This is a genomic window from Rufibacter tibetensis (assembly GCF_001310085.1).
GTDB classification, from domain to species: domain Bacteria; phylum Bacteroidota; class Bacteroidia; order Cytophagales; family Hymenobacteraceae; genus Nibribacter; species Nibribacter tibetensis.
Window position 1 is genome coordinate 1,751,133 of sequence record NZ_CP012643.1, and the last position, 24,749, is coordinate 1,775,881.

Below are 24,749 nucleotides of genomic sequence, written 5' to 3' on the forward strand. Positions count from 1 at the left end.
TTGCTTAACCTGTTTATGACTGCGGTTTCACCTGCGGAAGCGCCTTACGTGGCAGCTTGTCTTTCCGGATAGCCGATTGGTACACGAAAGAAGCCACAATCACAGAAGCCAGCTTCAGGTCATCGGCCTGGAGGCGGTCATAGGTGTCCATGTTGGTGTGGTGCGTACGCGTGTTGTACTCTAACCCATCCTGAATGAACTGGAAGCCCGGTAGGCCTAGTCCGTCAAAGGAAAGGTGGTCGGTGCCGCCAGTGTTGCGGTTGGTTACGGTAGTAGCGCCCAGGTCATTGAACGGCTTCAACCACTCTTTGAACAATGGAGCCACCGCCTCATTTCCTTGGGTGTAAATGCCTCTGATCTTACCTGAACCATTGTCCAGGTTAAAGTAAGCGGCAATCTTGGCGTGTTCTGGCAACAGTTTCATGGTAGCCGGGTCACCTAAGTGTTTCTTTGCGTAGCCGCGGGAGCCATGCAATCCTTGCTCCTCACCACCCCACAAAGCAATCCGGATGGTGCGTTTCGGCTGTAAATTGAGGGCTTTGATAATGCGTACGGCTTCCATCATCACGGCCACGCCAGCAGCATTATCGGTAGCGCCGGTGGCGGCATGCCAGGAGTCAATGTGCCCACCCAGCATCACAATTTCAGACTTCAGTTTTTTATCGGTACCCGGAATCTCCGCGATGACGTTGTAGCCTTGCTGATCTTCTGTTAAGAAGCGGGTTTTGCTTTCCAGTTCCACTTCCACGGGAATACCAGCGGCCAACAGACGGCTCATGCGGGCCAAATCTTCCTGAGCCATTTCAAACTCGGGCAGTACGGGCTTGGCATCCATGGCGTACGAAGCGCCGTTGCTGGTAAAGAAGGTTCCGTGCGAACCGCTGCGTCCGCTGAACATGGCCACGGCGCCCTCTTTCAGGAACATCTCGCTCATCTTCGTCATCAACGCCCGACGGGCCAGCATGGTGGCTCTTTGCTCATCGGTCATGGGCGTGCGACCAGCAGTAGATTGTACGGGCTCCGCCATTTTCTGGAGCTGCTCGTCGGTGTAGCGGCTGGCGTCAGCGGTGAAGGTAGTTTTGATAGGGGTAGTTACTTCCATCATGACCACCTTGCCCTGCAGTTTGCCGGCATATTGCGCTAAATCTTCTTCTTTAGAGGCTTTCACCAACATTACCTGTGCTTTTACCGGACCGTTAGTACCCGGTGTCCAGGCTTTGGGCGACCCGATCATGGGCTGGTAATACGGCTTGGTGAGCGCCAGGTATGATTTTTCTACTTCCCACCCCTTGCCAAAGGTTCCCCACGGCTCTATTACCGCATTCTTCAGTCCCCAGGAAGTTAGTTTGTCTTTGGTCCATTGGTTTGCTTTGGCAAGACCAGTAGAGCCCGAAAGGCGCGGGCCGTTCACATCGGTGAGATAAAAGGCGATGTCCATCACCTGTGATTTATTCAATCCTTCCTGGCGGATTTTCTCTACCACGGCAGCATCCAAAGGTTCTACTTGTTGGGCAAACGCGGGCATCGCCAAAAAGGCGGCACCTAAGACTAATTGCAGGGTTTTGTTCATGGGCAGGAGGTTGTTTGTTTTGTGTTAGGTAAATATAAGAAAGGCCTTCTACTCTACCAACAATCCGCTAAAAACCTCATTTTGAACAAAATAGAAAATCCCTCTAATTATTTGCCTGCCCGTAAGTTTTGAGGTAAGAGGTCTCCAACTTGTACTTACCGGGCTTCATGATGCGGTAGACTTCGATGCTTGACCAGCGGTTAAACATTTTATCAGCCCTGAAATACCTTTTCACCAAAATCAGGTTTTTAGAGGGCAGCAGCACCGGATAGGAGTAGGCGTAATGGGAAGCAGGCGCCAGATTAAGTTGCTGCAGCAGCATCGTATTCTCCGGAAAATCTTTCTCCGTCCATTCGGTTCTAGGCTGCTGTCTTATTTTGGATTTGATGCGCTCAAACTCTGCTTTGGTTAGGCGGTAATCCATTTTAAGTTGCGGACCGGCCCCATGCAATCCCTGCCGGGCAGCGATGCGGCTTTCATCAGAGATGGTGACTTTGGCCCACAGGGAGTCATTGAGGTACACCTCAGACAACTTCCAAGGCAGGATGTTTTTGTCTACCCGTTTGTGCATACCATTCTGGGTAGCCAGGTACCGGACAAAATCCTGAATTATCTGAGTTTCCGCTTTCGTCTCCTGGGCCACCCCTATTGAGCAGGTAAACAACAGGAAAAAGCAGAAGAAACCGGATAACACGAAAGACCTTATATGCATGGCACAGAACACAAAAAATAAATGACAATATCGGAAGAACCCCTTCCAATTACAACCAAGCCTGCTGGCTGAGCCCTGCCACCAGTTGATAAAGACCTTTCTGGCAAAGCAACCTGTTCTAAAGCTTCTTTCAGGAAAACAAGCCTAAAACAATCCTCAGTAAACAATACATGTAGATGAGTGGGCTCAACAGAAGCCAGGTAGATTGATGCTCCTAGGTCTTCTTCCGCTTTAAGCTTGATTTGCCAAAACCGTGCCTAAAATAGGCTAGAATGTGGCTCCCCAGAGGCAAATACCCAGGAGAAAACCTAAGGAAAATCCGGTGTACACCTGTTTGGAGTTATGTGCACCCAAAGCCAGCCTGGCCGCAATAACCGCACCACAGATCACGCACCCCACCGTTACCGGATACAAGAGATATCCTTCTGGCAGCCACCCGTGCAGCAGCACCAGAATTCCTAAGGTGCCTCCTACTCCAATGCTGTGGGCGCTTATTTTCCAGAACTGGTTAATAACCAGTGTAGCGTACACAGACGCAGTGATGACTGCCATGATCAAAAAGAACAGGTTGTCAAAGAAAGAAATTTGGTAAAAGACCACCGTTAAAACTGTGTAACAGGTAGCGGCTATGAGAAGCGGCCAGCGTCGGTCGGTGCGGTCATCAAGAGTAATAGAGCTTATCAGGCCCGCCTGCTGCATGAGGAGCGTCCCAAATACAGGCAGCAGAAACGTTAAAATGAAGACCAGCAGTACAATGAGCCGCCTGCCCTCTGGCGGGTATGAAAACACCTCCGGCGGCAGATAATACAGCAGCAAACTGAACAGGTACGTGGGCAGGAGCAACGGGTGAAAGAGCACTGAGAGTACCGTCGCGAAGCGGGAATTCACTTTTTTTAATTAGAAATTAAAAATTCAAAATTAAGAATTGGGCACCTGTCAACTCTTTAGCAAGTACTGCTTTCCCTTCAAGCCTGAAACCATAAACTTCATTTCTAATTTCTAATTCATAATTTCTAATTGGAAGCTTCGCTTTCTACAGTTCTTTCCGTAGGCGGGCTACCGGTATGTTCAATTGCTCACGGTACTTGGCTACGGTGCGGCGGGCGATGTTGTAGCCTTTCTCGTTGAGCATCTTCTCAATCTTGTCATCAGACAGAGGCTTGGCCTTGTTTTCAGCGTCAATGATGTCTTTGAGAATGGCTTTCACCTCACGGCTACTGGCGTCTTCACCGGCATCGGTGGCGATGCCTTCTGAGAAGAAGAACTTCAGCGGAATAATCCCGAACTCCGTTTGCACACTTTTGCTGTTGGCCACGCGGCTTACGGTAGAAATGTCCATACCTATGTCTTCGGCAATGTCTTTCAGGATCATCGGCTTCAGCTTGCTTTCATCACCCTCCAGGAAATAGTCGTACTGACGGCGGAGAATGGCTTCCATGGTGCGCAAAAGCGTGTTCTGGCGCTGCTTAATAGCATCAATAAACCATTTGGCGGCATCCAGTTTCTGCTTCACAAACGTGACCGTCTCCTTCAGCTTCTTGTCCTTTTTTGAGCCTTTGTCATAGGCGTCAAACATATCTGCATAGGAGCGAGAAATGCGCAGGTCTGGGGCATTGCGGGCGTTTAGCGACAATTGCAGCTCGCCGTCTTCATTAGTGATAATGAAGTCTGGTATTACGTACTGCACCCGGGTGGCACCGCCGGTTCCGCCGGGTTTAGGGTTCAGCTTCAATATCAAGTCAATGGCCGCCTTCAACTCATAATCTTCCAGCTCCAGCTTCTGCTGAATCTTGGCATAATGTTTCTTGGTGAACTCGTCAAAGCAGTCATGGATGATCTGCTCGGCCACTTCTGTGATCTCATCTGGTTCACGGCGTTCCAGTTGCAACAAGAGGCACTCCTGCAGGTCACGGGCGGCAATGCCGGGTGGGTCAAACGCCTGAATGCGGCGCAACACGTCTTCAATCTCCTGCTCAGAGGCATCTATGTTCTGCGAAAACGCCAGATCATTGGAGATAGCCTGTAGTTCACGTCTAATGTAGCCGTCCTGATCAATAGAACCAATTAGCTGCTCGCCGATGGCCATCTGCTTGGGATCCAGGTTCAGGAACCCTAATTGGTCCATGAGTGCATCGGTGAGAGAGCCGGTGAAGGCAATGGGCATTTCACGGTCTTCCTCGTCGCCGGGCCCGTCGCCCTGCATCTTGTACCCGGCTATCTCGTCATCATTGAGGTAATCGCCCAGGTCTACATCGTCATCGTCTCGGCGGGCTTCATCTTCGGCAAAGTCATCCTCGGTGTTGTCGAAATCTTCATCGGCATCACTGTTAGAATCATCGTTATCGGTCGCAGGCTCATCAGCGACATCCCCTTCTTCCAGAGCGGGGTTCATCTCCAGTTCTTCTTTGATGCGGGCCTCCAACTCAGCGGTAGGCACCTGCAGCAACTTGATGAACTGTATCTGCTGCGGCGATAATTTCTGGGATAAAAGCTGTTTTAAGTCGAGTCTCTGCATAAAAAAACGGCACCAACCACACATGTGCGGACTAGCCCAAAGTTATGGTTTTTTACTACTGGTTTGCAAAAAAGGTTAAATTTGGCACGCGCCTGGTATGTTAAATATCCAAGTAGAGCAGGCTGCTTACAACAAGACTTTCTTTTCAGTTAAGAACTTTGGCCCTGTATACCTACTTTTGCACGAGTTAAATACGTGCTACCTGAGACGTGCTACGTGATACGAGAAAGAACATGAAAAGAACCAAAGTAAAAGAAGTCCTTCAGACGCCCGCCAGCGGACAGGAGGTATTGGTAAAAGGTTGGGTGCGCACCAAGCGCGGCAACAAGTTTGTGACATTTATCGCCGTGAATGACGGCTCTACAATCCATAATATCCAGGTGGTGGCTGACATGACCTTGTTCACCGACGAGGCCCTGAAGGAAGTTACCACTGGCGCCAGTGTGTCTGTACTGGGTTCTTTGGTTCAAAGCCAGGGCAAAGGCCAGTCCGTTGAGATTCAGGCCCGCACCATTGAAGTGCTAGGTACTGCTGATCCTGAGACGTATCCGTTGCAGAAGAAAGGCCATTCTTTGGAGTTCCTGCGGGAGATTGCTCACCTGCGCCCGCGCACCAACACGTTTGGGGCGGTATTGCGCATCAGGCATGCCATGGCCTTCGCGGTTCACCAGTACTTCAATAACAAAGGATTCTTCTACATCCATACGCCAATCATCACGGCCTCAGATGCTGAAGGAGCAGGTGAAATGTTCAGGGTAACCACGCTTGACCCGGTAAACCCACCCAAGACCGAGACAGGCGAAGTAGACTTTTCAGAAGACTTCTTCGGGAAATCTACCAACCTGACGGTGTCTGGCCAATTAGAGGGCGAAGTAACCGCCATGGCTTTGTCTGAGATCTACACCTTCGGACCAACGTTCCGGGCCGAGAACTCCAACACCAGCCGTCACTTAGCGGAGTTCTGGATGATTGAACCAGAGATGGCTTTCTATGAACTGGAAGACAACATGGACCTGGCCGAGGACTTCCTGAAGTACCTGGTGCGCTATGCCCTGGACAACTGCATGGATGATCTCCAGTTCCTGAACGACATGTATGACAAAGAACTGCTTAGCCGCCTGAACTTTGTGGTAGAGAATGATTTCCAGCGTTTAACTTACACCGAAGCCATTGACGTGCTGGTAGGTGCCAAACAGAAGTTTGAGTACAAAGTGGAATGGGGCACTGACCTACAGAGTGAGCATGAACGCTACCTGGTAGAGAAGCACTACAAGAAACCGGTAATCCTGACCAACTACCCTAAAGACATCAAGTCTTTCTATATGAAGCTCAACGATGACGGCAAAACTGTGCGGGCAATGGACGTGTTGTTCCCGGGCATTGGGGAAATCATTGGCGGCTCACAGCGTGAGGAAAGCTACGAGAAACTGGTGACGCGTATGCGGGAAATGGGCGTACCGGAGAAAGAAATGTGGTGGTTCCTGGATACCCGTCGTTTTGGAACTGTGCCGCACAGCGGATTCGGTTTAGGCTTTGAGCGTCTGTTGCTGTTTGTAACCGGCATGGGCAACATAAGAGACGTAATTCCTTTCCCACGTTTCCCGAAAAGCGCAGAGTTTTAAACTGCTCTTAGATAAACACTTCATAACAGCCGCCCTCCTGTTCTTATACAGTAGGGCGGTTCTGTTTTACCGCTCTTTTAAGAAAATAACCTCGTTTCTATAATGACATCTCTAAATCTGAAATGGCAGACAGGCTTTTAGAAGACCAATACTCATTTGGGGTTTATCAAGTGATTCAATTTCCTTGATCTTTCTTTTGAATTTACCCGTACTGCCACGTACTATTCTCCTTTCTAGCTTTTATCGCTTCAGAGTCGTTAAGAAATGGTCATTACTCCTGATAAATTCTGTGCTTCAGCAATCCACTTTACTTAGTATAATCATATATTTATTAGTTTCAGACAAATACACCTAAAATATTTAGTATTTTTAATATATATTATTTTACTTTGTATTGACAAACAAACTTTACAAACCCACTAACAGCCAAACTATGATAAGACGCTTTACTCTACTCGTGTTTATGTTTGCTTGGGCATTAGGTTCCACGCAAGCCCAGAGCATTAAACAAAAAAGCAAAGAGCGCGCGGCGTTAATGAAGCAAAAAGAAAAAGAACGTGCTGAATTAGCGAAGCAGAGAGCGAAGGAGCGGAAAGAATTTGCCAAGCAAAAGCAAATTGCCCGTGAAGCACTCATTGACGCTAAATACGAGGCCTTGGATATTGCTTACATGGAAAGAGAAGAGGCCAGAAGAATAGCTGAGAAAGAAAGACTCGCGGCCCTCAAGCAGAAAGAAGAGGAAAGAGAAAACGCCATAAAGGAAAAACAACGGGCTGCTAAAGAAAAAGAGCGCCAGGCTAAGCTTGCCATCAAGCAAAAAGAAGAAGCTAAAAAGCTAGCTGCCAAAGAACGTACGCGGGCTTTAAAAGAAAAAGAAGCTGCCCGTAGAGAAGAAGAGGCCAAACGTAAATTAGAGGCCAAAGAAAAAGAGGCAAAGGAGAAATTGGCAACTAATAAATAGCTTTTCCTTAGGTTAGCCAAAATCTATTTATACAAATCCTGCAGGCATTCGCTTCTATCACGTAACTGATTTTAGCTCATTCCGCACAGCTTTATTCATTACGGAGAGTGGCTCGAGGAAACACTTTACTGCCACCCTTCCTACTCACTTGGATCAGATGCCAGCTATCTGGGCTATTCCTTCGCTTGTGCAAATGGAACAGCCGGTATCCGTTTTAACTCTTCTTTTTTAAAACAGACGACAAATTTAAACTGAGTTCTGCCATGCCTCTCTCCAGTCCCGCTCCTCAAGCCAATGAGCAAGGCTTCTTCTTAAGCTTTGACAAAGAACTGCTTCAACTAGATGCCATTCACGGTTTCCTTACTGAGACGTATTGGGCGAAAGGGATTCCCAGGCAAGTAGTAGCCCGGGCCATTGAGCATTCCTTGTGCGTGGGAGTGTATCACATGAAAAAACAGGCAGGCTTTGCGCGGGTCATTACAGACTACACCACCTTTGCCTACCTCTGCGATGTCTTTGTTTTAGAACCTTACCGCGGTAACGGACTCTCAAAATGGATGGTGCAGACGTTCAGAGATCACCCGGAACTACAGGGCCTCCGCCGCTGGATGTTGGCCACCCAGGATGCGCACAGCCTGTACGCTCAACTAGGCTTTGAGCCCCTTCCCCAACCAGAGCGTTTTATGCAACTACACACGCCTAACATGTACCAGAAACAAAAGCAAAGCACTTGAGATACTCAAAGAGAGCCTAAGGTCATAGGCGTTTCTTGCTTCTTTTCCGTAAAAGAGGGCAAAACAGAAATGACCTATGTTGCCTATACTTTTTCGCACAGAGCAGAAGAAATCATCTCAGAGGCTTTTCCTCTATGTAGCTTTCCTTGTTTTCGGTCTTATACAAGCGTGCAGTAGCACCAGTAATTTACCTCCTGCTCAAACAACAAGTGACTTTTATCAGAAATACAAAGACCAGGCGGGCTTTAAAGGAACTACGCTTCCGGTAGGTTTGGTTACCCGCTATCTTCTCCCCAAAGACGCTGACACCACCGTGCAGGCGGCATTGGCTAATATTACTTCGGTGCGGGTTCTTTCATTTACCCCCACCTCCAGAAAGTCCCGGCGCTTGCTGGAACAGGGGCTTACCCAGGAACTGGACCAGGTGCTACTGAAGTCTAATTATGAAAACTTGCCGGAGGTACTGGACAATCCTGGCGCGCTGCAGTTCAAAATGCGTCAGGCAAATGAGCAGGTTCAGGAGATTGTAGGATACCGCAAGTACGGTAACTCTTTTTTAATGCTTCAGGTGAACGGTCACTTTACGCGCCAGCAGGTTGAACAAATGTTGCAGAAAATAGACCCTGAACTGTTCCTGCCCTTGTTACAATAAGGACATTGTTCAGTATAAGAAATCCCGGTGTTTAGAGGCTGATTTCAGAAAATCAGCCTCTAAACACCGGGATTTCTTATTAGCAGCTTTCCTTAAATCTATCCTTTTGTTTCTTCTATCTCTTCCTTAGAAGCAACATCTACAGGAGCCGGAACAAGCGGATTTTCCCGGAAGTAAACGGTGAAGGTGGTGCCTCGGCCAGGTTCGCTGTTGACCTCTATGCGCCCGCCGTTGTTTTCGATGATTCGCTTCACAATGTACAAGCCAATACCAGTGCCCTCTACATGCGAGTGGAACCTCCGGAACATGGTGAACAGCTTTTCCTGCTGGTCTTCGCGTATACCTAGACCATTGTCCTGCACCGTTAGTACCACAAAACCATCCTGACGGGTTGTTGTCAAGGTCACTTGCGGTTTACGGGAAGGATCGCGGTACTTGACGGCATTTGACACTAGGTTGTAAAGAATACTGCGAAGGTTCTTACGGGCATACCGCAGGGTCTTCACCTGGAAAGAAGTATTCAGTTGCACCCCGGCCTCCTGAATCATGCCTGCAATGTCTTCCTCTACCCCGGCCAGCACTTCGGCAAACGAAAGCACCTCGGCTTGGGAGTCCAGGTCTTTTTGCACTTTGGTGATTTCAGTAAGGTCATGGATGGTGCCCTTCAACTTAGCAATAGAAGACACTACCATGTGCAGCAACATGTGCTCCTCACCTTCCTCTTTCCCTTCAACCGTCTCTAACAACGCAGTGGTAAGTCCCTCCAGGTTCGCTAGCGGGGACCGTAAATCATGCGAGGCCGTGTACACAAAGTTATCCAGGTCATTGTTGATCCGGATAAGCTCCTGGTTTTTGTCGTTTAGCTGTTCATTTATGGTAGAGAGCTGTTCGCGGCTTTTCACCTGCTCTGTCACTTCCACGGCAAAGGTCAGGACAAACTCCACCTCACCACCGCTGTTTTTGATGGGTTCATAGACAATGTTGAAGAACCGGATGTTCTTTTGCCCTTCCTCAGAGTCATCAAATGACACAGGTACTTCCTGGCCTATGAAAGGCTCTCCGGTATCTACAATGTGCTGAATGACGTTCTTGAATTGCTCGCGCTGTGACTCAGGGAAAGTTTCTGTCGCAATCACTCCCACCTGGGCTTTCCCCTCATACAGGCTGCTCAGGTACGAATTTACAAGCGTGTACCGCAGGTCTTTGGTGCGCACCAGACCTACAATGGCTGGCACCTGCATAAAGATGCGTTGCAGCGTGTCGGCGCTTTGCTTCAACTTCTGCTCCATCTTGATCCGGTCACTGATGTCAATGGAGGAACCAATGTAGCCCAGGAACTCGTCTTCAGCATTGAACCTTGGAATACCCATGGTGACTACCCCCCGGTAATCACCGTCGCGGCGACGCAGGCGATACTCTACTTTCAGCTCGCTCTTTTCAGATAGTGCCTGCTTGTAAGCCTGGGTCATGGTTTGGGTATCATCTGGGTGAACAAACTTGAGCCAACCAAGTCCCATGTTTTCATCCAGGTTAGAGCCTGTGAACTTAAGCCACTGGCGGTTCACGTAGGTGCAGTTATCTTTTTCGTCGGTAATCCAGATCATTACCGGAGCGCTATCGGCCATGTTCCGGAAACGGGCCTCACTTTCCAGAAGCGCCTGCTGGGCTTTCTTCTCCTCGGTTACATCCCGCACTTCCAGAATGTGCCCCACTACTTCGCCGCCTTGTTTCACAAAGCGGGTAGAACAGGCCACCGGAATAAGGTTGCCGTCATGGCAGACAAAGGAATCTTCAAACGTGAACGCTTTCTGGGAGACTAACTCTGGTGCCAGGTTACCCGGCTCCTGCCCTTTGTGGACCAGTTCATACAATGGCCGGCGTTTGAGTTCATCCAGGGAGTAGCCCAGCAACCGTTCAGCGGAAGGGTTCTGGAACGTACAGTACCCCCGGTCATCCAGCATGAATAAACCAGCTGTTGTGTTTTTGGTGATAAGTTCTGTCAGCTGATTTGACCGCAGGTAGCGCTGTAAAGACCACACCACGAAGAAGATCAGCAAGGAGATGATGCACCCACCCAGCAAAATCAGGTCATGCTGGTCAATGCCCGAGGCCTCCGCAAAAGCACGGGTGGCTTTGTAGCGAATGGTCCAGGTGCGGCCGGCAAAGCGTATCATATCAGTAGCCAGCAGCAGGCTATCACTGCTTTCGCTTACTTCAACTTTTGCGGCATTCCGGTACAGGAGCGCCTCTTCTTTTATTTCCTTGCCGTCATAGATGGAGATACTTATGTCATCATGGCTGCTATCAATGGTCTTGGAGAACAGGTCACCCGCCCGGAAAGGGGCATACACAAACCCTTTTAGCATGCTTCTGCGATTTCCTTCCCCAGGGTCAACACCACCATAGTACACCGGCAAATAGATGAGAAGACCTGGCTGTACGTTCTTTTGCCCCTCCTGCACCAGCTTCACTTTCGCGGTCATGGCCGGCAGATTGGAATCACGTGCCGCTTCCATGGCCTCACGGCGGGTTGGGTCATTGAACATGTCAAAACCAAAGGCCCGCAGGTTCTGCCTACTCAGGGGTTCCAGAAAGATGATGGCGGAGTACTCCGTCCTCTGCCCGGCCGGGTGCACCTTGAAGTTAGGGTAACCTTCTGCCCGTATGCGTTCCTCCAGTTTGGGCAGCTCTTCTGGCGTAACCATGACCGTGAAGCCGATGCCTTGTACCCCGGGGTAACTTTCCAGAATGTTCAAAGATTTAAGATAACTCTGAAAATCCTCACGGGTAACAGTGTCTGTGGCAGCAAACAGACCATTCACACCTTTCAGAATCTGGAGATAATACCCCATCCGCCGCTCTAAGGTAGCCTTGATCTGGACCTGCTTGATTTTAAACTCCTGCGCATCCTCTGTCTGGTCATTGGCCTTGGACACATAATAGGCATAGATGGTGATGCCTAACACCAGCATGAAGGAACCTAAAGCGAGGTAATAATCTTTTAAGCGGGAAAATATCATGTATTCTCAGTTCACTTCACCTTTTGCACAATGCAAAGGAAAGGTAAAGATAGTAAAGCCTAAAGAAGACACTACAAAGGGGGAGTTTATAGAGGCTTCTTTTTGAAAAACAGGCAGAAAACACAAAAAGACTTAAGCCAAATGCTCCTGCAGGTATTGCTGCACCTCTGGCTTATTATAGTCTTCTTCTGTTTCAATATGCGCCATTAAGGCACGCATAATCTCTTCTTGCCGTTGGCCGTTGGCCAGTGCATCGGCATACGGAATATCCGGGGAAAAGGTGACCATTGAGTAAAGCGGAAGCCAGGCATCTGGGTATTGCGCTGTAATCTTCGCCTCTACTTTCTTTTGCAGCAGAAACCTGGGGTCAGCCACCTTGTCCCGCATTTCTATGAAATTGTAAACGGCCAGGTCAGCAATAGCATCAGTGTTAGGCTTGCGCACGTCCTGAAACGTCTGGAAGATCGTTTCCCAGTCATCCTGGTGTTCTTCCAGCAAGCTGCGCAGCACAGTACAATCTTCAAACCCGGCGTTCATGCCCTGTCCGTAAAATGGAACAATGGCGTGGGCCGCATCTCCCACCAGCAGAATCTTTCCGCTGTGTCGCCAAGGGAGGCACTTAATGGTGACCAGAGAGCCAATAGGGTTCTCAAAGAACTCCTGCGCTAAGTCTGGCATCAGGTCCTTGGCATCTGGAAACATTTCCTGAAAGAAAGCCTCAAGTTGCTCTGACGTTTGCAATGACTGGAAAGAGGGCTCGCCTTCATAGGGGAAGAACATGGTGCAGGTAAAGGAACCATCTATGTTGGGCAGCGCAATCATCATGTATTGGCCCCGGGGCCAGATGTGCAATGCATTCTTCTCCAGTTTCCAGCCGCCATCTGCCGCGGGCGGAATGGTTAGTTCTTTGTAGCCGTAGTCAAGGTAGCTTTGCTCGTAGTTGAAGCGGTCCGTTTTCTGCAAAGACAAACGCACCATGGAATAGGCCCCGTCGGCGGCAAAAATCACGTCTGGCTGAATTTGGTGTTCCTGCCCAGAAACAGTGTCTAACATGGTCACTTTGTTAGAGGCTACCTCCACTTCCATTACCTGTTGCTGGAAGTGCAATGAGATATTGGGCTGCGCTTCGGCCAGATCTAACAACGCCTGGTTTAACCCCCCCCTAGAAACCGAGTAGATGGCTTGTCCTTCTTGCCCGTACGGCTGAAAAGAGAGATTCCCGTTTTTGTCATGCATGACCCGCCGGTACATGGGGATGGCCACTTTCTTAATATCTTCTGAGATCCCAATGGTTTCCAGTGCGCGCCACCCCCGGTCACTTAAGGCCAGGTTAATAGATCTTCCGCTATTGATGTCGGTGCGGCGCAGATCTGGCCGGCGTTCATATACATCCACCCGGTAGCCTTGTTTGGCCAGGTACAAAGACAGCAGGCAGCCTACCAGGCCCCCGCCCATGACACTGAGTTGGGTGGTTTTCTCCATGTGGTTTGGTTTCTTTTCTCCTGATGGCGCAAAAAGTGCCCCAAATCATGCATTCTACGGAAAGAAGAGGTAAACTTAGGTTAAATTTTGTGAAAAAGCCTCTCCAATGTCTGTTCCATCTCCGCTCTTTGTGCGCCATGTGGCATCGCCCATAGGCATTATACAGCTTACCTCTACGGAAAAGGAGTTGTTTTCGGCCCGCTTTGCAGAAAATGAGCAAGAAAAGGACAGCCCTGATTTCCCCTCTTGCCTGCAGGACGCGGAGACCCAGTTGAAGGAATACTTTGACGGCCAGCGCCACTCTTTTGACTTACCTCTTCATACCCAAGGCACCGTTTTCCAGCAACAGGTATGGCAGGCTCTCCAGCAAATCCCCGCTGGCCGTACTGACCATTACCTTGGATTAGCCAAACGCCTGGGAAACGCCGGAGCCGTGCGGGCAGTAGGCGTAGCCAACGGCGCCAACCCCTGGATGATCATGGTTCCGTGTCACCGCGTGATTGGTGCCCAAGGCCAATTAGTGGGATATGCCGGTGGCCTCTGGCGCAAAAAGTGGCTCCTGGAGCACGAAGCGAAGATGAGCGGTACGTACCAGACGGCGCTTTTCAATGAGTGATTGAGAAAATGGGTGATTTGAAGATGCGGAGAGTTGAAGTTGTGACAATTGGGAGATGCAGAGATGCTTGATACTATGGCGCGGAAGTTACTTCCGTGACCTCCATCGCGTGTTTCTGAAAGCCACGAAAGTAACTTCCGCGCCATAGTATACCATAGAAGGTTTCTGAAAATGTGTTTAATCTACCTCCCTGAATATCCTCTCATTTTCAAATCATCCATTCTCTCAGTCACTCCTTCTCCCATTTAATAAATAAACCTAAACGTCAGGTTGATCCTGGGCTGCATGACCTTTGCAGTCTTTGGAAGCTGATGGTGCCAGAAATGCTGGGTGGGACCCGCCATGAGGAGAAGGCTTCCGGTAGGCAAGGTTAAGGTCTGCTTCAGGCTTTTCTGTATGCGGTGCCGAAAGGAAAACGTGCGCTCCTGCCCAATGCTGATAGAAGCAATGATGGAGTTTTGGCCTAGTTCGGGTTCATCATCGGCGTGCCAGCCCATGCTGTCCTGACCGTGCCGGTAAAGATTCAGCAACACACTGTTGAAAGAGGCTCCGGTGAGTTCTTCCAATCTGTTTCTTAAGGCGGTTAGTTCTGGAATCCAGGGCAACGGCTCCCAGGTAAGGCCTGAGTAGGTGTAGGCTTTGCCTGCGTCAGCGTACCAGGCCGTGAGCCGCGGCTGATTTATCTGTTTGCCAAACATTCTGATCTTTTCCTGCCGCCATGCTGCTTTCCCCGTCAGTGCCTGTTGCAAAGATTTCTGTTCTTCTGGTGGGATAAAGTCAGAGATGAGATAGACTTCCGCATCTGGCATGGGCAGTTGATGGGCGGCAAATTGCCTTTGGAAAGCATCTGTTAACTCCTGCATCAGCTGTTGAACACCTTACTCCTTTCTATCTGGAGCATCAGCGATATTGCCTTTTTGCCCCACTGACGCTTCAAGCTCGGCCTGTTCAGGATCAATAAAGTCCCCGGGTTTCCGGACTTTGTCTAAGTACCGCATAATAGGGGTAGCCAATACTCCGTGCATGAAAATTGACAGCAGGATAATGAACCCTGCCATGGCCCATATCTCCTCTGGGTTCATAAAAGAGCCTTTGCTTAAAGCAAACGCAATGTAGAAGATAGAACCAATACCCCTAATCCCGAAAAAGCTGATGGCCCACTTTTCGCGGGTTTTTACTTTTACGCCCAATAAACCAATAAACCCGGCCAGAGGCCGCACCAGCAGCACAAACGCCGCACCTACCAGCATTCCCTGCCAGGTAAGGGCATCTAAAAGCCCCCGGGCAACGCTTCCGCCGAATAAAATCAAGACAATCACCACCAAGATTCGCTCAATCTGGTCAGTGAAGTCATGGAGTTCGCGGTGATAGGTGTTGTCTCTTTCGTAGTTTTTGATGGTCAGGCCCGTGATAAAGACCGCAATGAACCCGTAGCCGTGCACCATCTCTGTGAGGCCGTACACCAGCAAGGTGGCCGAAATGGCGACAAACCCGTCTTCGGTTTTGGGGAATTTTACTTTTTTGGGCAGTTTAAACAAAATGAACGATAAACCACGGCCAATGGCGTACCCCATGCCAACGCCCACCACTATGCGGTAAAGCAAATCATAGCTGAGCCAATGGCCCAGCCAGTTCTCAGGGTCCAGCCCCTGGGTGGCCAATGCAATAGCCAACCAGGTAAACGGGAAAGCCATGCCGTCGTTCAACCCTGCCTCTGCCGTGAGAGCAAACCTGGGGGCATCTTCTATTTCTTCGCTAGGCGGACCTACCTGCACATCTGAGGCCAGCACCGGGTCTGTGGGAGCTAATGCCGCCGCCAACAGCACTGCCGAGGCCACTGAAAATCCCATAAACTTCCATGCCATCCAAGCCAGGGCACCAATGCAAAGCAACATGGTCCAACTTACCAGCCTAAGCGGCACTTGCCAGCTAAATAGGGAAAATCTTCGGTTGATTTTGATGCCCGTACCCATAAGCGTGACAATGACGCACAACTCAGAAAGCCGGAGCGCCAATTCGTTCTCCCGCAGTGGGTCAGGCTCTGGCAACCCCAGGGGCAATTTGTAGAGCAGGAATCCCAGCACGATAAAGAGCATGGCATACGAGAAAGGCACTTTCTCAAACCAGGTAGGCAACCAGGCCATGGCCAGAGCCGCCGCTCCAATCACCACGAAAGCTAAGAGGTAATAATCCATGGCCAGTTCTTTTCTGAGGGGTCAGGTATGCTTGTGTGGAACAAATACTTACCTCATACGGGAAAGCTCTGCCTTTTTCTGCCTTATCTCACAGAAAAAGGGTAAAAACAGGGTTCACCAGATAAGAAACTCTTTTCCATACTACAATCAACCTTCTTTCATGCTTCAGTTTAAAACAGAGAAGCCGTTTAGTAGCCTCTTTCAGAAAAAGGCTGCCAAACGGCTTCTCTTACTTCAATGAAGGCCAAAGCGATTAACCTCCAGCCCTCACCTGTTTCTACTTGTTGAAGTGGGCTGCTAGAAATTGGCCAAACCGGTGCACGTCTTCAAACGTGTTGTACATGGGTGTTGGCGCCACGCGGATGACGTTGGGCTCGCGCCAATCCAGGATGAAGCCGTTGGCCATAAGCGTTTCAAATAACTGCCTACCGTTCTGATGCACCAGCAATGAAAGCTGACAACCCCTAGCCGAGGGTTCTGCGGGAGTAATCACCTCCAGCGCCTCTTTGGGCTGGTTTAGTTCTTTGATCAGGAATTCAAGATAACCCGTGAGTCTTTCGCTTTTGGCCCACAGGTTCTCTATGCCGGCCTCGTCAAAGAGCTCCAGAGAGGCTTTGTGCACGGCCATAGGCAGAATCTGGCCGTTGGAAAGCTGCCATCCATCGGCTCCAGGCATGGGAGTAAAGCCTTTCTTCATCTGGAAGCGCACATTTTGATCATGGCCCCACCAACCGGCAAACCTTGGGATCTCCGGATTATGGGCGTGCCGCTCATGAATGAACACCCCAGAGGTTCCGCCCGGACCAGAGTTCAGGTATTTATAAGTACACCACACGGCAAAGTCCACATCCCAGTCGTGTAGTTGCATGGTTACGTTTCCGGCCGCATGGGCCAGGTCAAAACCACACAACGCACCTACCCCATGGGCTGCCTGCGTAATAGCGGCCATGTCAAACACCTGACCGGTGTAATAATTGACCCCGCCCATCATCACCAAGGCCAATTCCTCGCCGTGCTGCTGAATGGTGTTGACAATGTCCTCGGTGCGCAGCGTGTGTTCGCCCGCTCGTGGAGCAACTTCTATGATGGCATCATCGGGCTGAAAGCCGTGGAATTTCACCTGGCTTTCCAGCGCGTACTGGTCTGATGGGAAAGCGCCGGCTTCGGTTAAAATCTTGTAGCGCTTTCCCTGCGGCCGATAAAAAGACACCAGCATGAGATGCAAGTTCACGGTCAATTGGTTCATGACCACCACCTCTTCAGGCTTGGCTCCCACTAATCGGGCGGTAGCTGGCGCTAAAGCGGCATGGTACGTAAACCAAGGGTTGTCACCCGTAAAATGTCCTTCCACCCCTAATTCTGCCCACTTTACCATTTCGTTTTCCAGGGCGGCTCTGGCCGATTTTGGTTGCAAGCCCAAGGAGTTTCCGCAGAGGTAAACAGTGTCTTTTCCGTTATGCTGCGGAATATGGTATTGGTCTCGGAAGGAACGAAGCGGGTCTGCCTGGTCCTGTGATTGGGCGTAGGCAAGGGTATTTTGAAAAGACATGGAAGGTTAATTTGTAGAAAACAAAAGTAAGAAGAAGCCTGATTTAATGTTCCAGCCTCTAGGGTATATAAAAGAACAGCCGTTTACGGACTTTGTTTGGTCTGCTGAAGCTTCTGCACCAGAAATCGCTCCTTCTCCAGCCCCAGCCATTGCAACGCCGAGCCGCTGAGCAGCATTTCCTTTACCTCATCAGAGTACGGCATGGACTGGATGAGTTTGCCCGGCTCCTGCTCGCCCAGTGGAAACGGGTAATCTGAGCCCAAAGCCACTTTGTCTGCCCCGAATTGCTTCACCACATAATCTAAGGTGTTGGGGCTATGCACAAGGGAATCTATCCAGAACTTGCCCACGTAGTTTTTCGGCGGAACGGGGTTGTCTACGGCGCAAAGATCGGGGCGTACGTCAAACCCGTGCTGGATGCGTCCTAAAGTAAATGGGAAAGAACCTCCGCCGTGGGCAAACGCCAGCCGTAGGTTGGGCAACCGTTCCAACACGCCCCCGAAGATAAGCGAGCAGATGGCGCGGGAGGTCTCGGCGGGCATGCTCACGAGCCAAGGCAGCCAATACTTGCGCATCTTCTTTTCGCCCATCATGTCCCAAGGGTGCACAAAGAGGGCAGCGCCTAAATCAGCGGCGGCTTCAAAGATGGGGAAGAGGGCCGCATCATCCAGGTTGGTATCGTTCACGTTGGAGCCGATCTGCACGCCAGCCAAGCCGAGTTCTTTGACGCAGCGCTCCAGTTCTTTGATGGCCAGATCGGTGTCTTGCATGGGCAAAGTTCCTAATCCCACAAACCGGGTCGGATAGCGGGCGACTACGCCGGCAATATGGTCGTTCAGGATTTTGGAAAGGTCCCAGGTGTGTTCGGGCTTGGCCCAGTAGCTGAACATAACCGGCACGGTGCTTAATACCTGCACGTGCACGCCGTGCTGGTCGCATTCCCGCATCCGGGCGGTTGGGTTCCAGCTGTTTTCCTGGATTTCGCGGAAGAACCGGTCGTCCAGCATCATGCGGGCGCAGCAGGGCTTGTGGTGCTCCAACCTGATGAATCCGCCGTACCCGTACCGTTCCCGCAGATCGGGCCACCTTTCCGGCAAGATGTGCGTGTGGATGTCTATTTTGAGCGGCTGGTGCAACATGGAAGGCAGGACAAACTCGTAGGAACTGTTTCTCAACTTACGAAAACTCTTGCACATAGTCTTGCCTCGGGTTCCCACGGCCAGCGTTTTTCCCTTGATTTTGGCAAAACACGCTTGGAACACCCAACCGGCTTCTCCCTTTTACCTAAAATTCTCTGGCAGAAGAGCGGCAGGTTACATAAACTTACGGCATTCATTCACCTTACTTCTACCAACATGGCTCGACAATTATTTTCTTCGGGAGCTCCCTGGGAAACCAGCGTGGGCTACTCCCGCGCCGTCAAAGTGGGCCCGCTTATTGAAGTGGCCGGCACTACCGCTGTGGAAAACGGACAGGTAGTAGGCCCCGGCGATGTTTATGCGCAAACAATCTGTATTCTGCAGAAAATTGAACGGGTCTTGCAGGAAGCCGGTGCATCGTTGCAAGACGTGGTGCGCACGCGCATGTTTGTGACCAATATAAGGCAGTGGGAAGAGGTAGGACGCGCCCATGGCGAGTTCTTCAAAGACATCAGGCCGGTGACCAGCATGGTAGAAATAAAAGCCTTGATAGACCCTGCTCTTTTGGTGGAAATAGAAGCCACTGCTTATCTTGATTAAATCTGTTTAGAGACACTTTTTCCAGAAGCAGCCTTAAAACAGGTCTATTGTGTCCTGGTGTTTCTGGAAGGCCAAACATCTATTACTTAGACACACTTCCCTCATTACCAATTTTTATAATTCAGGAGCCTTTATTTGAAAAATTGGCAAAAAAGGAATAGTTTAGGGAAGTGTAGGAATACGTCCTTTCCCTTTTAACTCCTGATGATGAAAACTGTCCTTGTTTTAGGAAGCACCGGAAGCCTGGGTTCTTCGGTACTGGAAGTACTGAAACAGCAATCGTATAAGATCAGGGCGACGGCCCGAACTGAACGCAAAGCCGAACAACTGAGGCCGTGGGTAAACGAGGTGGTGGTTTGTGACCCTACCGATCCTGAAACCCTTACCCCAGCGTTACTGGAGGGCGTAGACTACATTATCTCGGCATTAGGGAAGAGCCTGAGCCTCTCAGACCAAAGCCGCACGTCCTTTCACGACGTGGATTTTCAGGGCAACCTGAATGTGCTCAAACTGGCACAGGAGCATGGACCTCAGGTGAAAAAGTTTGTGTACGTGGCGGCATTCAGCGGCGAGAACCACCCCGATGTGGCCTACTTCAAAGCCCATGAGGATTTTACCAAAGCACTGCGAAAGAGCGGCATTCCCAGCAGCATCATCAAACCTCCTGCCCTGTTCTCGGCTTTCCTGAACCTATTACCTTTAGCCCGTAAAGGACATTTGGCATCCATTGGTCCGGGTGATGCCATTACCAACCCTATCCATGAACATGAAGTGGCCGAAGCCTGCGTGCAGGCCTTAACCCTGCCAGTAGCTACCATTGAACTAGGTGGTCCGGTAGCGTATTCCAGGCTGCAGTTGGTGGAGTTAGTGGGCAAGGCTGCAGGCAAAACCAATCCCATCCCAAAAGTGCCCTACTGGGTGGTAGATACTTTTCTGCCCATGGTGCGCCTGGTGAACCGGTCTCTTTATGAAAAGGCAGCGTTCTTTGTAGAGGTCACCAAACGCGACTGCGTGGCACCATTCAGAGGCAAGCTCACCTTGGAAGATTATTTAGCCGAACATGTATAGCAACCTGCTTGGGGCATCCGCCGTTTTTCCCGATATTTGCTTGTACTTCGTTTTAGACTAACCGCAATGGGAAGAGCATTTGAGTTCCGGAAAGCCCGGAAAATGAAACGCTGGGACATGATGTCCAAGCAGTTCACCCGCATAGGGAAAGAAATTGTGATGGCTGTGAAATCTGGCGGCCCAGACCCAGACACCAACGCCCGTCTGCGCGTGTGCATCCAGAACGCCAAAGGGGTGAACATGCCCAAAGACCGCGTGGAAGCCGCCATTAAACGCGCCCAAGGCAAAGACGAGAATGATTACTCAGAGGTAGTATATGAAGGGTACGGTCCGCACGGCGTAGCTGTGCTGGTAGAAACCGCCACCGATAACGTGAACCGTACCGTGGCCAACGTGCGCATGCACTTCAACCGCACCGGTGGTGAGCTAGGCCGTACCGGCCAGTTCGACTTCATCTTTGAGCGCAAAGGCGTGTTCCATCTGAACGGTGAAGGCTTGGATATGGAAGAACTGGAACTAGACCTGATTGATTTCGGGCTGGAGAGCATTGACAAAGACGAAGAAGAAAACGAAATCATCATCCAAACTTCCTTCGCTGACTTTGGTGCCATGCAGAAAGCCCTGGAAGAGCGTGGCCTTAACGTGAAAAGTTCTGAGTTGCAGCGTTACCCTACCGTTCTGAAAGAACTTTCACCGGAGCAGCAGGAAGACATGACTAAGTTGCTGGACCGCCTTGAAGAAGACGATGACGTGCAGGCCGTGTACCACAACATGAAAGAAGACGCCGAAGACGAATAAACCTGTTTGGTGCGTGTTTTCTTAAAACAGCTTCAAAAAAACATAAACAGAGAGGCCCGCTTCTAAAAAGCGGGCCTCTCTGTTTATACCAGTGTATTTGCTTGTTTAATCTGCCAGGAATTTTTCAACCTAAAGAGTTCAGGCTCTTTCTAACCAAGGCAAAGCTTCTTCTTTTGTAGGGAACGACTCCACTTCAAAACTGAATCTCGCATTCTGTTTGAAGCTTTGCACATGTGCTTCTCTTATAGAACTATCAGTGATTAACCGCGCAAGCTTTCTAAGCCTGGTTGTAAGCAAGTTGTTGGCGAACTTTCCGGCTATCTCATCATATTCCTTTTGTCCAACCGCTATTACGGCACTTCTTGCGTCAATAAGCAGATTTTTGATGTCGTAGCTTCTCACAGCTTCCACTATACTGTCAAGGGTATAGTGCAACTCTGGAATGGCGTACTCTTCAAAATCAGGCCACTCTACCATGAGCACATCTTTGGCAGGGTCGTATTCAAGCTTCAATAGCTTATTGGGTATTATCATAGGAGGTTAATTCCTGTCTTGGGAGAAATTGCTTGAAGGTATTGTTATCAAAGTTCATGCCTAAGATTGCATCCAAGCTAGCGCCTCTTCCTGTTTTACAAAGTAATGGGTATCAAAGGTAGTCGCATCTTTTGCCTCTACAATTATAGTAGAGATAGCCAAATGGCTGTAAAGGTCTTCAGGAATGACCACAGCCATTTTTACCAAACCCACCTTTGAAAGTTCAGGGAATAAAAATTCGCTTGTCCATTTCTGGTCTGCAGGCTGCAGTCTGGCAAATTTAGATGTGTCGGCTAGCCAATACCTAAGCTGTAGAGCAGTCACTCTCTCTAACCCCCAGGTGCATCCTTGTCTGTACTGTTCAGAAGTGAACTCACTAGACCAATGCAAGCTTATGACAGACGCTTTCTCATCAACTTCTACACTTAAAAACGGGAATTCCTTTATTCTCATCATAACAGCATTGGCAATAAAGTCTAGGCAAGGTAGAACAATTCTGAAGGAAAGCTTTCTTACTAAGTAAGGATGGCTTCAGAAGAATACTTTCTCTCGTAAGAATAGGCATGGGTCAACTTTGTATTGACAATCTTCAACCAAGTAGTTTGACATGAAAAACCAGTGCTCACTTAGTCTACTACAGTTTGCACGCAAATCCTTCTAAAAGGTAGAAGTGAGAATAGGAGAACATCAACAGATTTACTTTTTCAGCAAAGTTGCAATTCCGTAGACCATTAAACTTACCACTGATACAATTCCTCCAATAAAGGCTAGATACATGAAGGGATACATAGTTCTCATGATAATTTGATCAAACACATCTTCGTAAAAGGTTGCACCTATTGCTTTTGAGACAAGCAAGGATTAAATAATTGGTAAGAAACTTAATACCAAAACCAATAGAAGTGCTTTTGGGGGTGAATGCCAATACTTCTTTAGTAAACCTCCCAATAGCAACACCATTACGCCTAAAGGCAAAAAGAAACTCCAACTCATTGTAAGAAATGATAAGGACAATTACCTACTGTGCCACCACTGGCTTCGCCATGACCTCACCGCAGTTGGAGCAGGTACGTTTTTCGTCTGAGGCCCAGAAGGCGTTCATGACCACGGGCAATTGTCCCACGATGTCGGATACCGGAATAAACTCTTCGTACAGTTTGTTGTTGCAGTTCTCGCAGTACCATTGAAAACCGTCCATCTCACTTTCATTACGGTAGCGCTCCATCACCAGACCTACGGTATTTGGGCCACGGCGCGGAGAGTGCGGTACATTAGGTGGAAGCAGGAAAATATCGCCTTCGTTGATGTGGATGTCTTTGAACTCACCGTTGTCAATGACTTTGAGCACGATGTCGCCCTCCAATTGAAAGAAGAACTCTTCGCCGTTGTTGATGTGGTAATCTTTGCGCGAGTTAGGTCCGCCCACCACCATTACAATAAAGTCTTTGTTGTCTTTGTACACCTGTTGGTTGCCCACCGGCGGCTTAAGCAGGTGGCGGTGTTCCTCTATCCATTTCTTGAAGTTGAAGGCAGGTTGTAAGGCCATAAAAGTAGCGTTTGAGTACAGAATGCGTCTTTGATTTCAATCAGAGACTGCTCCAAGGTACGAAACCTCCTGCAGAAAAGATAGGCGCCGCTTTGAAGCCGTTTTCAGAAAAGCAGCCCTGAAACACCCATTCCGCTGATCCATAATAATCTGTACATTTACCTCTATGGATCTGAATTTACAGCACAAGCACGCCGTGGTCTGCGGCAGTACACAGGGCATCGGGAAAGCGGTGGCTCTGGAGTTAGCGTTATTAGGCGCCACAGTTACTTTAGTAGCCCGCAACGAAGAACGCCTGCAGGAAACGGTGAAAGAACTTTCCACTGAAGCCAGCCAGCAACACCAGTACGTAGTGGCAGATTTCAGCCGGCCCCGGGAAGTGCAGGAGCGTTTAGAGGCTTATTTGGCAAAATTAGGCCAAGCGCATATTCTCGTCAACAACACCGGTGGCCCTGCGGGTGGACCAGCGTTGGATGCGGCTTTGGAAGAGTTTGAGAATGCCTTCGCAGCACACTTGTTGTCTAATCACGTGCTGGTACAAGCGGTGGTGCCGTACATGAAAGAGGCCGGGTTTGGCCGTATCATCAACATCATCTCTACCTCGGTGAAGCAGCCTATCAAAGGGCTGGGCGTGTCCAATACCATCAGGGGAGCCGTGGCCAACTGGGCGAAGACGCTTTCCTTCGAACTGGCTCCTTTCGGGATTACCGTAAACAACGTGCTGCCCGGCGCCACGCTTACTGCCCGCCACCACTCTCTCATTGAAACCAGGATGCAGAAAACCGGCCTTCGGCGAGAAGAAATAGAGAAAGAGATGCTGGCCGGCATTCCCGCCAACCGATTCGCGGAGCCTGCCGAGGTTGCCGCTGCCGCTGCGTTTCTGGCCTCGCCCGCCGCAGGTTATATCAATGGCATCAACGTGCCGGTAGACGGCGGACGATTAGGTAACCTGTAACCAGAACAGACGAAGACCTTCAAACCCGAGGGCCGTGAAACAGAAGAAACTTAACTTTTATTTAAGCCTGTACCAAGCCGTTGGGTTTTCACTGGTCTCTCTGGTGTTCACCATCATGTGGATCAGGGAAGGAGGGATGGCCGTTTACCTGATCTTCTTCATGGCGCTTCTGTTTCTGCCGTTTTTACTGTTGTCCATTTCAGAACTCCTTAAACCTTTGCTCGGGAACCAAAACATCAAGCTGTGCATCTATCTCGCATTGGTCTTTCTGGTGATTCCTGCGTTGGCGCTGCCCTTCTTCTTTGAATTAGGCGGATTCCTGATCGCGGTTTTTTGTGTATGCTTCGCCGGAGCAGTAGGACTGCTGAAAGACTGGCACCAGAAATTATTGGTGATAAATGTGTTGGGAGGCCTGATCCTTTCTGCGATCATCGTGTATCTGTTTTGGAGTATAGCCAACTACATGAACTGATCTCGGCCT

The 24,749-nt window shown here is 49.7% G+C and carries 23 protein-coding genes; 10 read left to right on the top strand and 13 right to left on the bottom strand.

All coding sequences use genetic code 11. From position 1 onward, the window contains the following. Positions 1 to 13 precede the first annotated feature (13 nt). From DC20_RS06805 to rpoN, 4 genes are all read right to left on the bottom strand, one after another. A complete protein-coding gene (locus tag DC20_RS06805) occupies positions 14 to 1,570 on the bottom strand; it encodes a M28 family metallopeptidase (protein WP_062543138.1) in 1,557 nt (518 codons plus the stop codon). A 103-nt stretch (positions 1,571 to 1,673) separates the two neighbouring features. Then, positions 1,674 to 2,282 carry a hypothetical protein gene (locus tag DC20_RS06810; protein ID WP_157593083.1) on the bottom strand — a complete coding sequence of 203 codons (609 nt, stop codon included), beginning with the start codon at positions 2,280 to 2,282 and terminating at the stop codon, positions 1,674 to 1,676. Positions 2,283 to 2,549: 267 nt separating this feature from the next. After that, complete coding sequence (locus DC20_RS06815; RefSeq protein WP_071885393.1) at positions 2,550 to 3,170, bottom strand: hypothetical protein; 621 nt, start codon at positions 3,168 to 3,170, stop codon at positions 2,550 to 2,552. 145 nt (positions 3,171 to 3,315) lie between these two features. Next, positions 3,316 to 4,797 (bottom strand): RNA polymerase factor sigma-54, encoded by a 1,482-nt coding sequence (rpoN, locus tag DC20_RS06820; protein ID WP_062545848.1) that lies wholly within the window; start codon positions 4,795 to 4,797, stop codon positions 3,316 to 3,318. A gap of 233 nt (positions 4,798 to 5,030) precedes the next feature. Between rpoN and asnS the strand changes: the two genes are divergently transcribed. The 4 genes from asnS to DC20_RS06840 all read left to right on the top strand — a co-directional run bounded on the left by asnS (position 5,031) and on the right by DC20_RS06840 (position 8,766). Beyond that, a complete protein-coding gene (asnS, locus tag DC20_RS06825) occupies positions 5,031 to 6,419 on the top strand; it encodes an asparagine--tRNA ligase (RefSeq protein ID WP_062543141.1) in 1,389 nt (462 codons plus the stop codon). A 394-nt stretch (positions 6,420 to 6,813) separates the two neighbouring features. Further along, complete coding sequence (locus DC20_RS06830) at positions 6,814 to 7,380, top strand: hypothetical protein (RefSeq protein WP_157593084.1); 567 nt, start codon at positions 6,814 to 6,816, stop codon at positions 7,378 to 7,380. Between the two features lie 263 nt (positions 7,381 to 7,643). Next, positions 7,644 to 8,114, top strand: coding sequence for a GNAT family N-acetyltransferase (locus tag DC20_RS06835; RefSeq protein WP_062543143.1), 471 nt, complete (start codon positions 7,644 to 7,646; stop codon positions 8,112 to 8,114). 76 nt (positions 8,115 to 8,190) lie between these two features. Then, on the top strand, positions 8,191 to 8,766 hold the full coding sequence (locus DC20_RS06840; protein ID WP_062543144.1) for a DUF4252 domain-containing protein: 576 nt from the start codon (positions 8,191 to 8,193) through the stop codon (positions 8,764 to 8,766). A 98-nt stretch (positions 8,767 to 8,864) separates the two neighbouring features. Here the strand turns inward: DC20_RS06840 and DC20_RS06845 are convergent, their stop codons facing one another. Together DC20_RS06845 and DC20_RS06850 are read right to left on the bottom strand one after the other, a co-directional pair. Beyond that, positions 8,865 to 11,786 (bottom strand): CHASE domain-containing protein, encoded by a 2,922-nt coding sequence (locus tag DC20_RS06845; RefSeq protein WP_062543145.1) that lies wholly within the window; start codon positions 11,784 to 11,786, stop codon positions 8,865 to 8,867. Positions 11,787 to 11,918: 132 nt separating this feature from the next. Next, positions 11,919 to 13,268 carry an FAD-dependent oxidoreductase gene (locus DC20_RS06850; RefSeq protein ID WP_062543146.1) on the bottom strand — a complete coding sequence of 450 codons (1,350 nt, stop codon included), beginning with the start codon at positions 13,266 to 13,268 and terminating at the stop codon, positions 11,919 to 11,921. 106 nt (positions 13,269 to 13,374) lie between these two features. Here DC20_RS06850 and DC20_RS06855 point away from each other — a divergent pair, with 106 nt between their 5' ends. After that, the gene (locus DC20_RS06855) at positions 13,375 to 13,884 is read left to right on the top strand and encodes a methylated-DNA--[protein]-cysteine S-methyltransferase (RefSeq protein WP_062543147.1); all 510 of its coding nucleotides are present in this window, start codon (positions 13,375 to 13,377) and stop codon (positions 13,882 to 13,884) included. 245 nt (positions 13,885 to 14,129) lie between these two features. Here DC20_RS06855 and DC20_RS06860 read toward each other — a convergent pair whose 3' ends face one another. The 4 genes from DC20_RS06860 to DC20_RS06880 all read right to left on the bottom strand — a co-directional run bounded on the left by DC20_RS06860 (position 14,130) and on the right by DC20_RS06880 (position 18,824). Continuing rightward, positions 14,130 to 14,747 (bottom strand): alpha-ketoglutarate-dependent dioxygenase AlkB family protein, encoded by a 618-nt coding sequence (locus DC20_RS06860; RefSeq protein ID WP_062543148.1) that lies wholly within the window; start codon positions 14,745 to 14,747, stop codon positions 14,130 to 14,132. 15 nt (positions 14,748 to 14,762) lie between these two features. Beyond that, positions 14,763 to 16,079, bottom strand: coding sequence for a cation:proton antiporter (locus DC20_RS06865; protein ID WP_071885394.1), 1,317 nt, complete (start codon positions 16,077 to 16,079; stop codon positions 14,763 to 14,765). 277 nt (positions 16,080 to 16,356) lie between these two features. Beyond that, positions 16,357 to 17,628, bottom strand: coding sequence for a kynureninase (gene kynU, locus DC20_RS06875; protein ID WP_062543150.1), 1,272 nt, complete (start codon positions 17,626 to 17,628; stop codon positions 16,357 to 16,359). Between the two features lie 83 nt (positions 17,629 to 17,711). Continuing rightward, entirely contained in the window at positions 17,712 to 18,824 is a 1,113-nt protein-coding gene (locus tag DC20_RS06880) for an amidohydrolase family protein (RefSeq protein ID WP_245652312.1), read from the bottom strand. Between the two features lie 159 nt (positions 18,825 to 18,983). Here DC20_RS06880 and DC20_RS06885 point away from each other — a divergent pair, with 159 nt between their 5' ends. The 3 genes from DC20_RS06885 to DC20_RS06895 all read left to right on the top strand — a co-directional run bounded on the left by DC20_RS06885 (position 18,984) and on the right by DC20_RS06895 (position 21,233). Further along, entirely contained in the window at positions 18,984 to 19,367 is a 384-nt protein-coding gene (locus DC20_RS06885) for a RidA family protein (protein WP_062545849.1), read from the top strand. A 204-nt stretch (positions 19,368 to 19,571) separates the two neighbouring features. Continuing rightward, on the top strand, positions 19,572 to 20,435 hold the full coding sequence (locus tag DC20_RS06890) for an SDR family oxidoreductase (RefSeq protein WP_083470256.1): 864 nt from the start codon (positions 19,572 to 19,574) through the stop codon (positions 20,433 to 20,435). Positions 20,436 to 20,501: 66 nt separating this feature from the next. Next, positions 20,502 to 21,233, top strand: a complete 732-nt coding sequence (locus DC20_RS06895; protein WP_062543153.1) for a YebC/PmpR family DNA-binding transcriptional regulator — start codon at positions 20,502 to 20,504, stop codon at positions 21,231 to 21,233. Between the two features lie 138 nt (positions 21,234 to 21,371). Here the strand turns inward: DC20_RS06895 and DC20_RS06900 are convergent, their stop codons facing one another. From DC20_RS06900 to DC20_RS06910, 3 genes are all read right to left on the bottom strand, one after another. Further along, the gene (locus DC20_RS06900) at positions 21,372 to 21,767 is read right to left on the bottom strand and encodes a hypothetical protein (RefSeq protein WP_157593085.1); all 396 of its coding nucleotides are present in this window, start codon (positions 21,765 to 21,767) and stop codon (positions 21,372 to 21,374) included. A 60-nt stretch (positions 21,768 to 21,827) separates the two neighbouring features. Continuing rightward, a complete protein-coding gene (locus tag DC20_RS06905) occupies positions 21,828 to 22,223 on the bottom strand; it encodes a hypothetical protein (protein WP_062543155.1) in 396 nt (131 codons plus the stop codon). Positions 22,224 to 22,785: 562 nt separating this feature from the next. Further along, positions 22,786 to 23,313 carry a 3-hydroxyanthranilate 3,4-dioxygenase gene (locus DC20_RS06910; protein ID WP_062543156.1) on the bottom strand — a complete coding sequence of 176 codons (528 nt, stop codon included), beginning with the start codon at positions 23,311 to 23,313 and terminating at the stop codon, positions 22,786 to 22,788. A gap of 166 nt (positions 23,314 to 23,479) precedes the next feature. Between DC20_RS06910 and DC20_RS06915 the strand changes: the two genes are divergently transcribed. Together DC20_RS06915 and DC20_RS06920 are read left to right on the top strand one after the other, a co-directional pair. Further along, positions 23,480 to 24,268, top strand: coding sequence for an SDR family oxidoreductase (locus DC20_RS06915; RefSeq protein ID WP_062543157.1), 789 nt, complete (start codon positions 23,480 to 23,482; stop codon positions 24,266 to 24,268). Between the two features lie 34 nt (positions 24,269 to 24,302). After that, a complete protein-coding gene (locus DC20_RS06920; RefSeq protein WP_062543158.1) occupies positions 24,303 to 24,740 on the top strand; it encodes a hypothetical protein in 438 nt (145 codons plus the stop codon). Positions 24,741 to 24,749: the final 9 nt, after the last annotated feature.

Excerpts from the sequence above, each read along its gene's own strand:
- DC20_RS06805 (WP_062543138.1), bottom strand. The coding sequence starts at position 1,570 with ATGAACAAAACCCTGCAATTAGTCTTAGGTGCCGCCTTTTTGGCGATG.
- DC20_RS06810 (WP_157593083.1), bottom strand. The coding sequence starts at position 2,282 with ATGCATATAAGGTCTTTCGTGTTATCCGGTTTCTTCTGCTTTTTCCTG.
- rpoN (WP_062545848.1), bottom strand. The coding sequence starts at position 4,797 with ATGCAGAGACTCGACTTAAAACAGCTTTTATCCCAGAAATTATCGCCG.
- asnS (WP_062543141.1), top strand. The coding sequence starts at position 5,031 with ATGAAAAGAACCAAAGTAAAAGAAGTCCTTCAGACGCCCGCCAGCGGA.
- DC20_RS06835 (WP_062543143.1), top strand. The coding sequence starts at position 7,644 with ATGCCTCTCTCCAGTCCCGCTCCTCAAGCCAATGAGCAAGGCTTCTTC.
- DC20_RS06840 (WP_062543144.1), top strand. The coding sequence starts at position 8,191 with ATGTTGCCTATACTTTTTCGCACAGAGCAGAAGAAATCATCTCAGAGG.
- DC20_RS06845 (WP_062543145.1), bottom strand. The coding sequence starts at position 11,786 with ATGATATTTTCCCGCTTAAAAGATTATTACCTCGCTTTAGGTTCCTTC.
- DC20_RS06850 (WP_062543146.1), bottom strand. The coding sequence starts at position 13,268 with ATGGAGAAAACCACCCAACTCAGTGTCATGGGCGGGGGCCTGGTAGGC.
- DC20_RS06855 (WP_062543147.1), top strand. The coding sequence starts at position 13,375 with ATGTCTGTTCCATCTCCGCTCTTTGTGCGCCATGTGGCATCGCCCATA.
- DC20_RS06860 (WP_062543148.1), bottom strand. The coding sequence starts at position 14,747 with ATGCAGGAGTTAACAGATGCTTTCCAAAGGCAATTTGCCGCCCATCAA.
- DC20_RS06865 (WP_071885394.1), bottom strand. The coding sequence starts at position 16,079 with ATGGATTATTACCTCTTAGCTTTCGTGGTGATTGGAGCGGCGGCTCTG.
- kynU (WP_062543150.1), bottom strand. The coding sequence starts at position 17,628 with ATGTCTTTTCAAAATACCCTTGCCTACGCCCAATCACAGGACCAGGCA.
- DC20_RS06880 (WP_245652312.1), bottom strand. The coding sequence starts at position 18,824 with ATGTGCAAGAGTTTTCGTAAGTTGAGAAACAGTTCCTACGAGTTTGTC.
- DC20_RS06885 (WP_062545849.1), top strand. The coding sequence starts at position 18,984 with ATGGCTCGACAATTATTTTCTTCGGGAGCTCCCTGGGAAACCAGCGTG.
- DC20_RS06890 (WP_083470256.1), top strand. The coding sequence starts at position 19,572 with ATGATGAAAACTGTCCTTGTTTTAGGAAGCACCGGAAGCCTGGGTTCT.
- DC20_RS06895 (WP_062543153.1), top strand. The coding sequence starts at position 20,502 with ATGGGAAGAGCATTTGAGTTCCGGAAAGCCCGGAAAATGAAACGCTGG.
- DC20_RS06900 (WP_157593085.1), bottom strand. The coding sequence starts at position 21,767 with ATGATAATACCCAATAAGCTATTGAAGCTTGAATACGACCCTGCCAAA.
- DC20_RS06905 (WP_062543155.1), bottom strand. The coding sequence starts at position 22,223 with ATGATGAGAATAAAGGAATTCCCGTTTTTAAGTGTAGAAGTTGATGAG.
- DC20_RS06910 (WP_062543156.1), bottom strand. The coding sequence starts at position 23,313 with ATGGCCTTACAACCTGCCTTCAACTTCAAGAAATGGATAGAGGAACAC.
- DC20_RS06915 (WP_062543157.1), top strand. The coding sequence starts at position 23,480 with ATGGATCTGAATTTACAGCACAAGCACGCCGTGGTCTGCGGCAGTACA.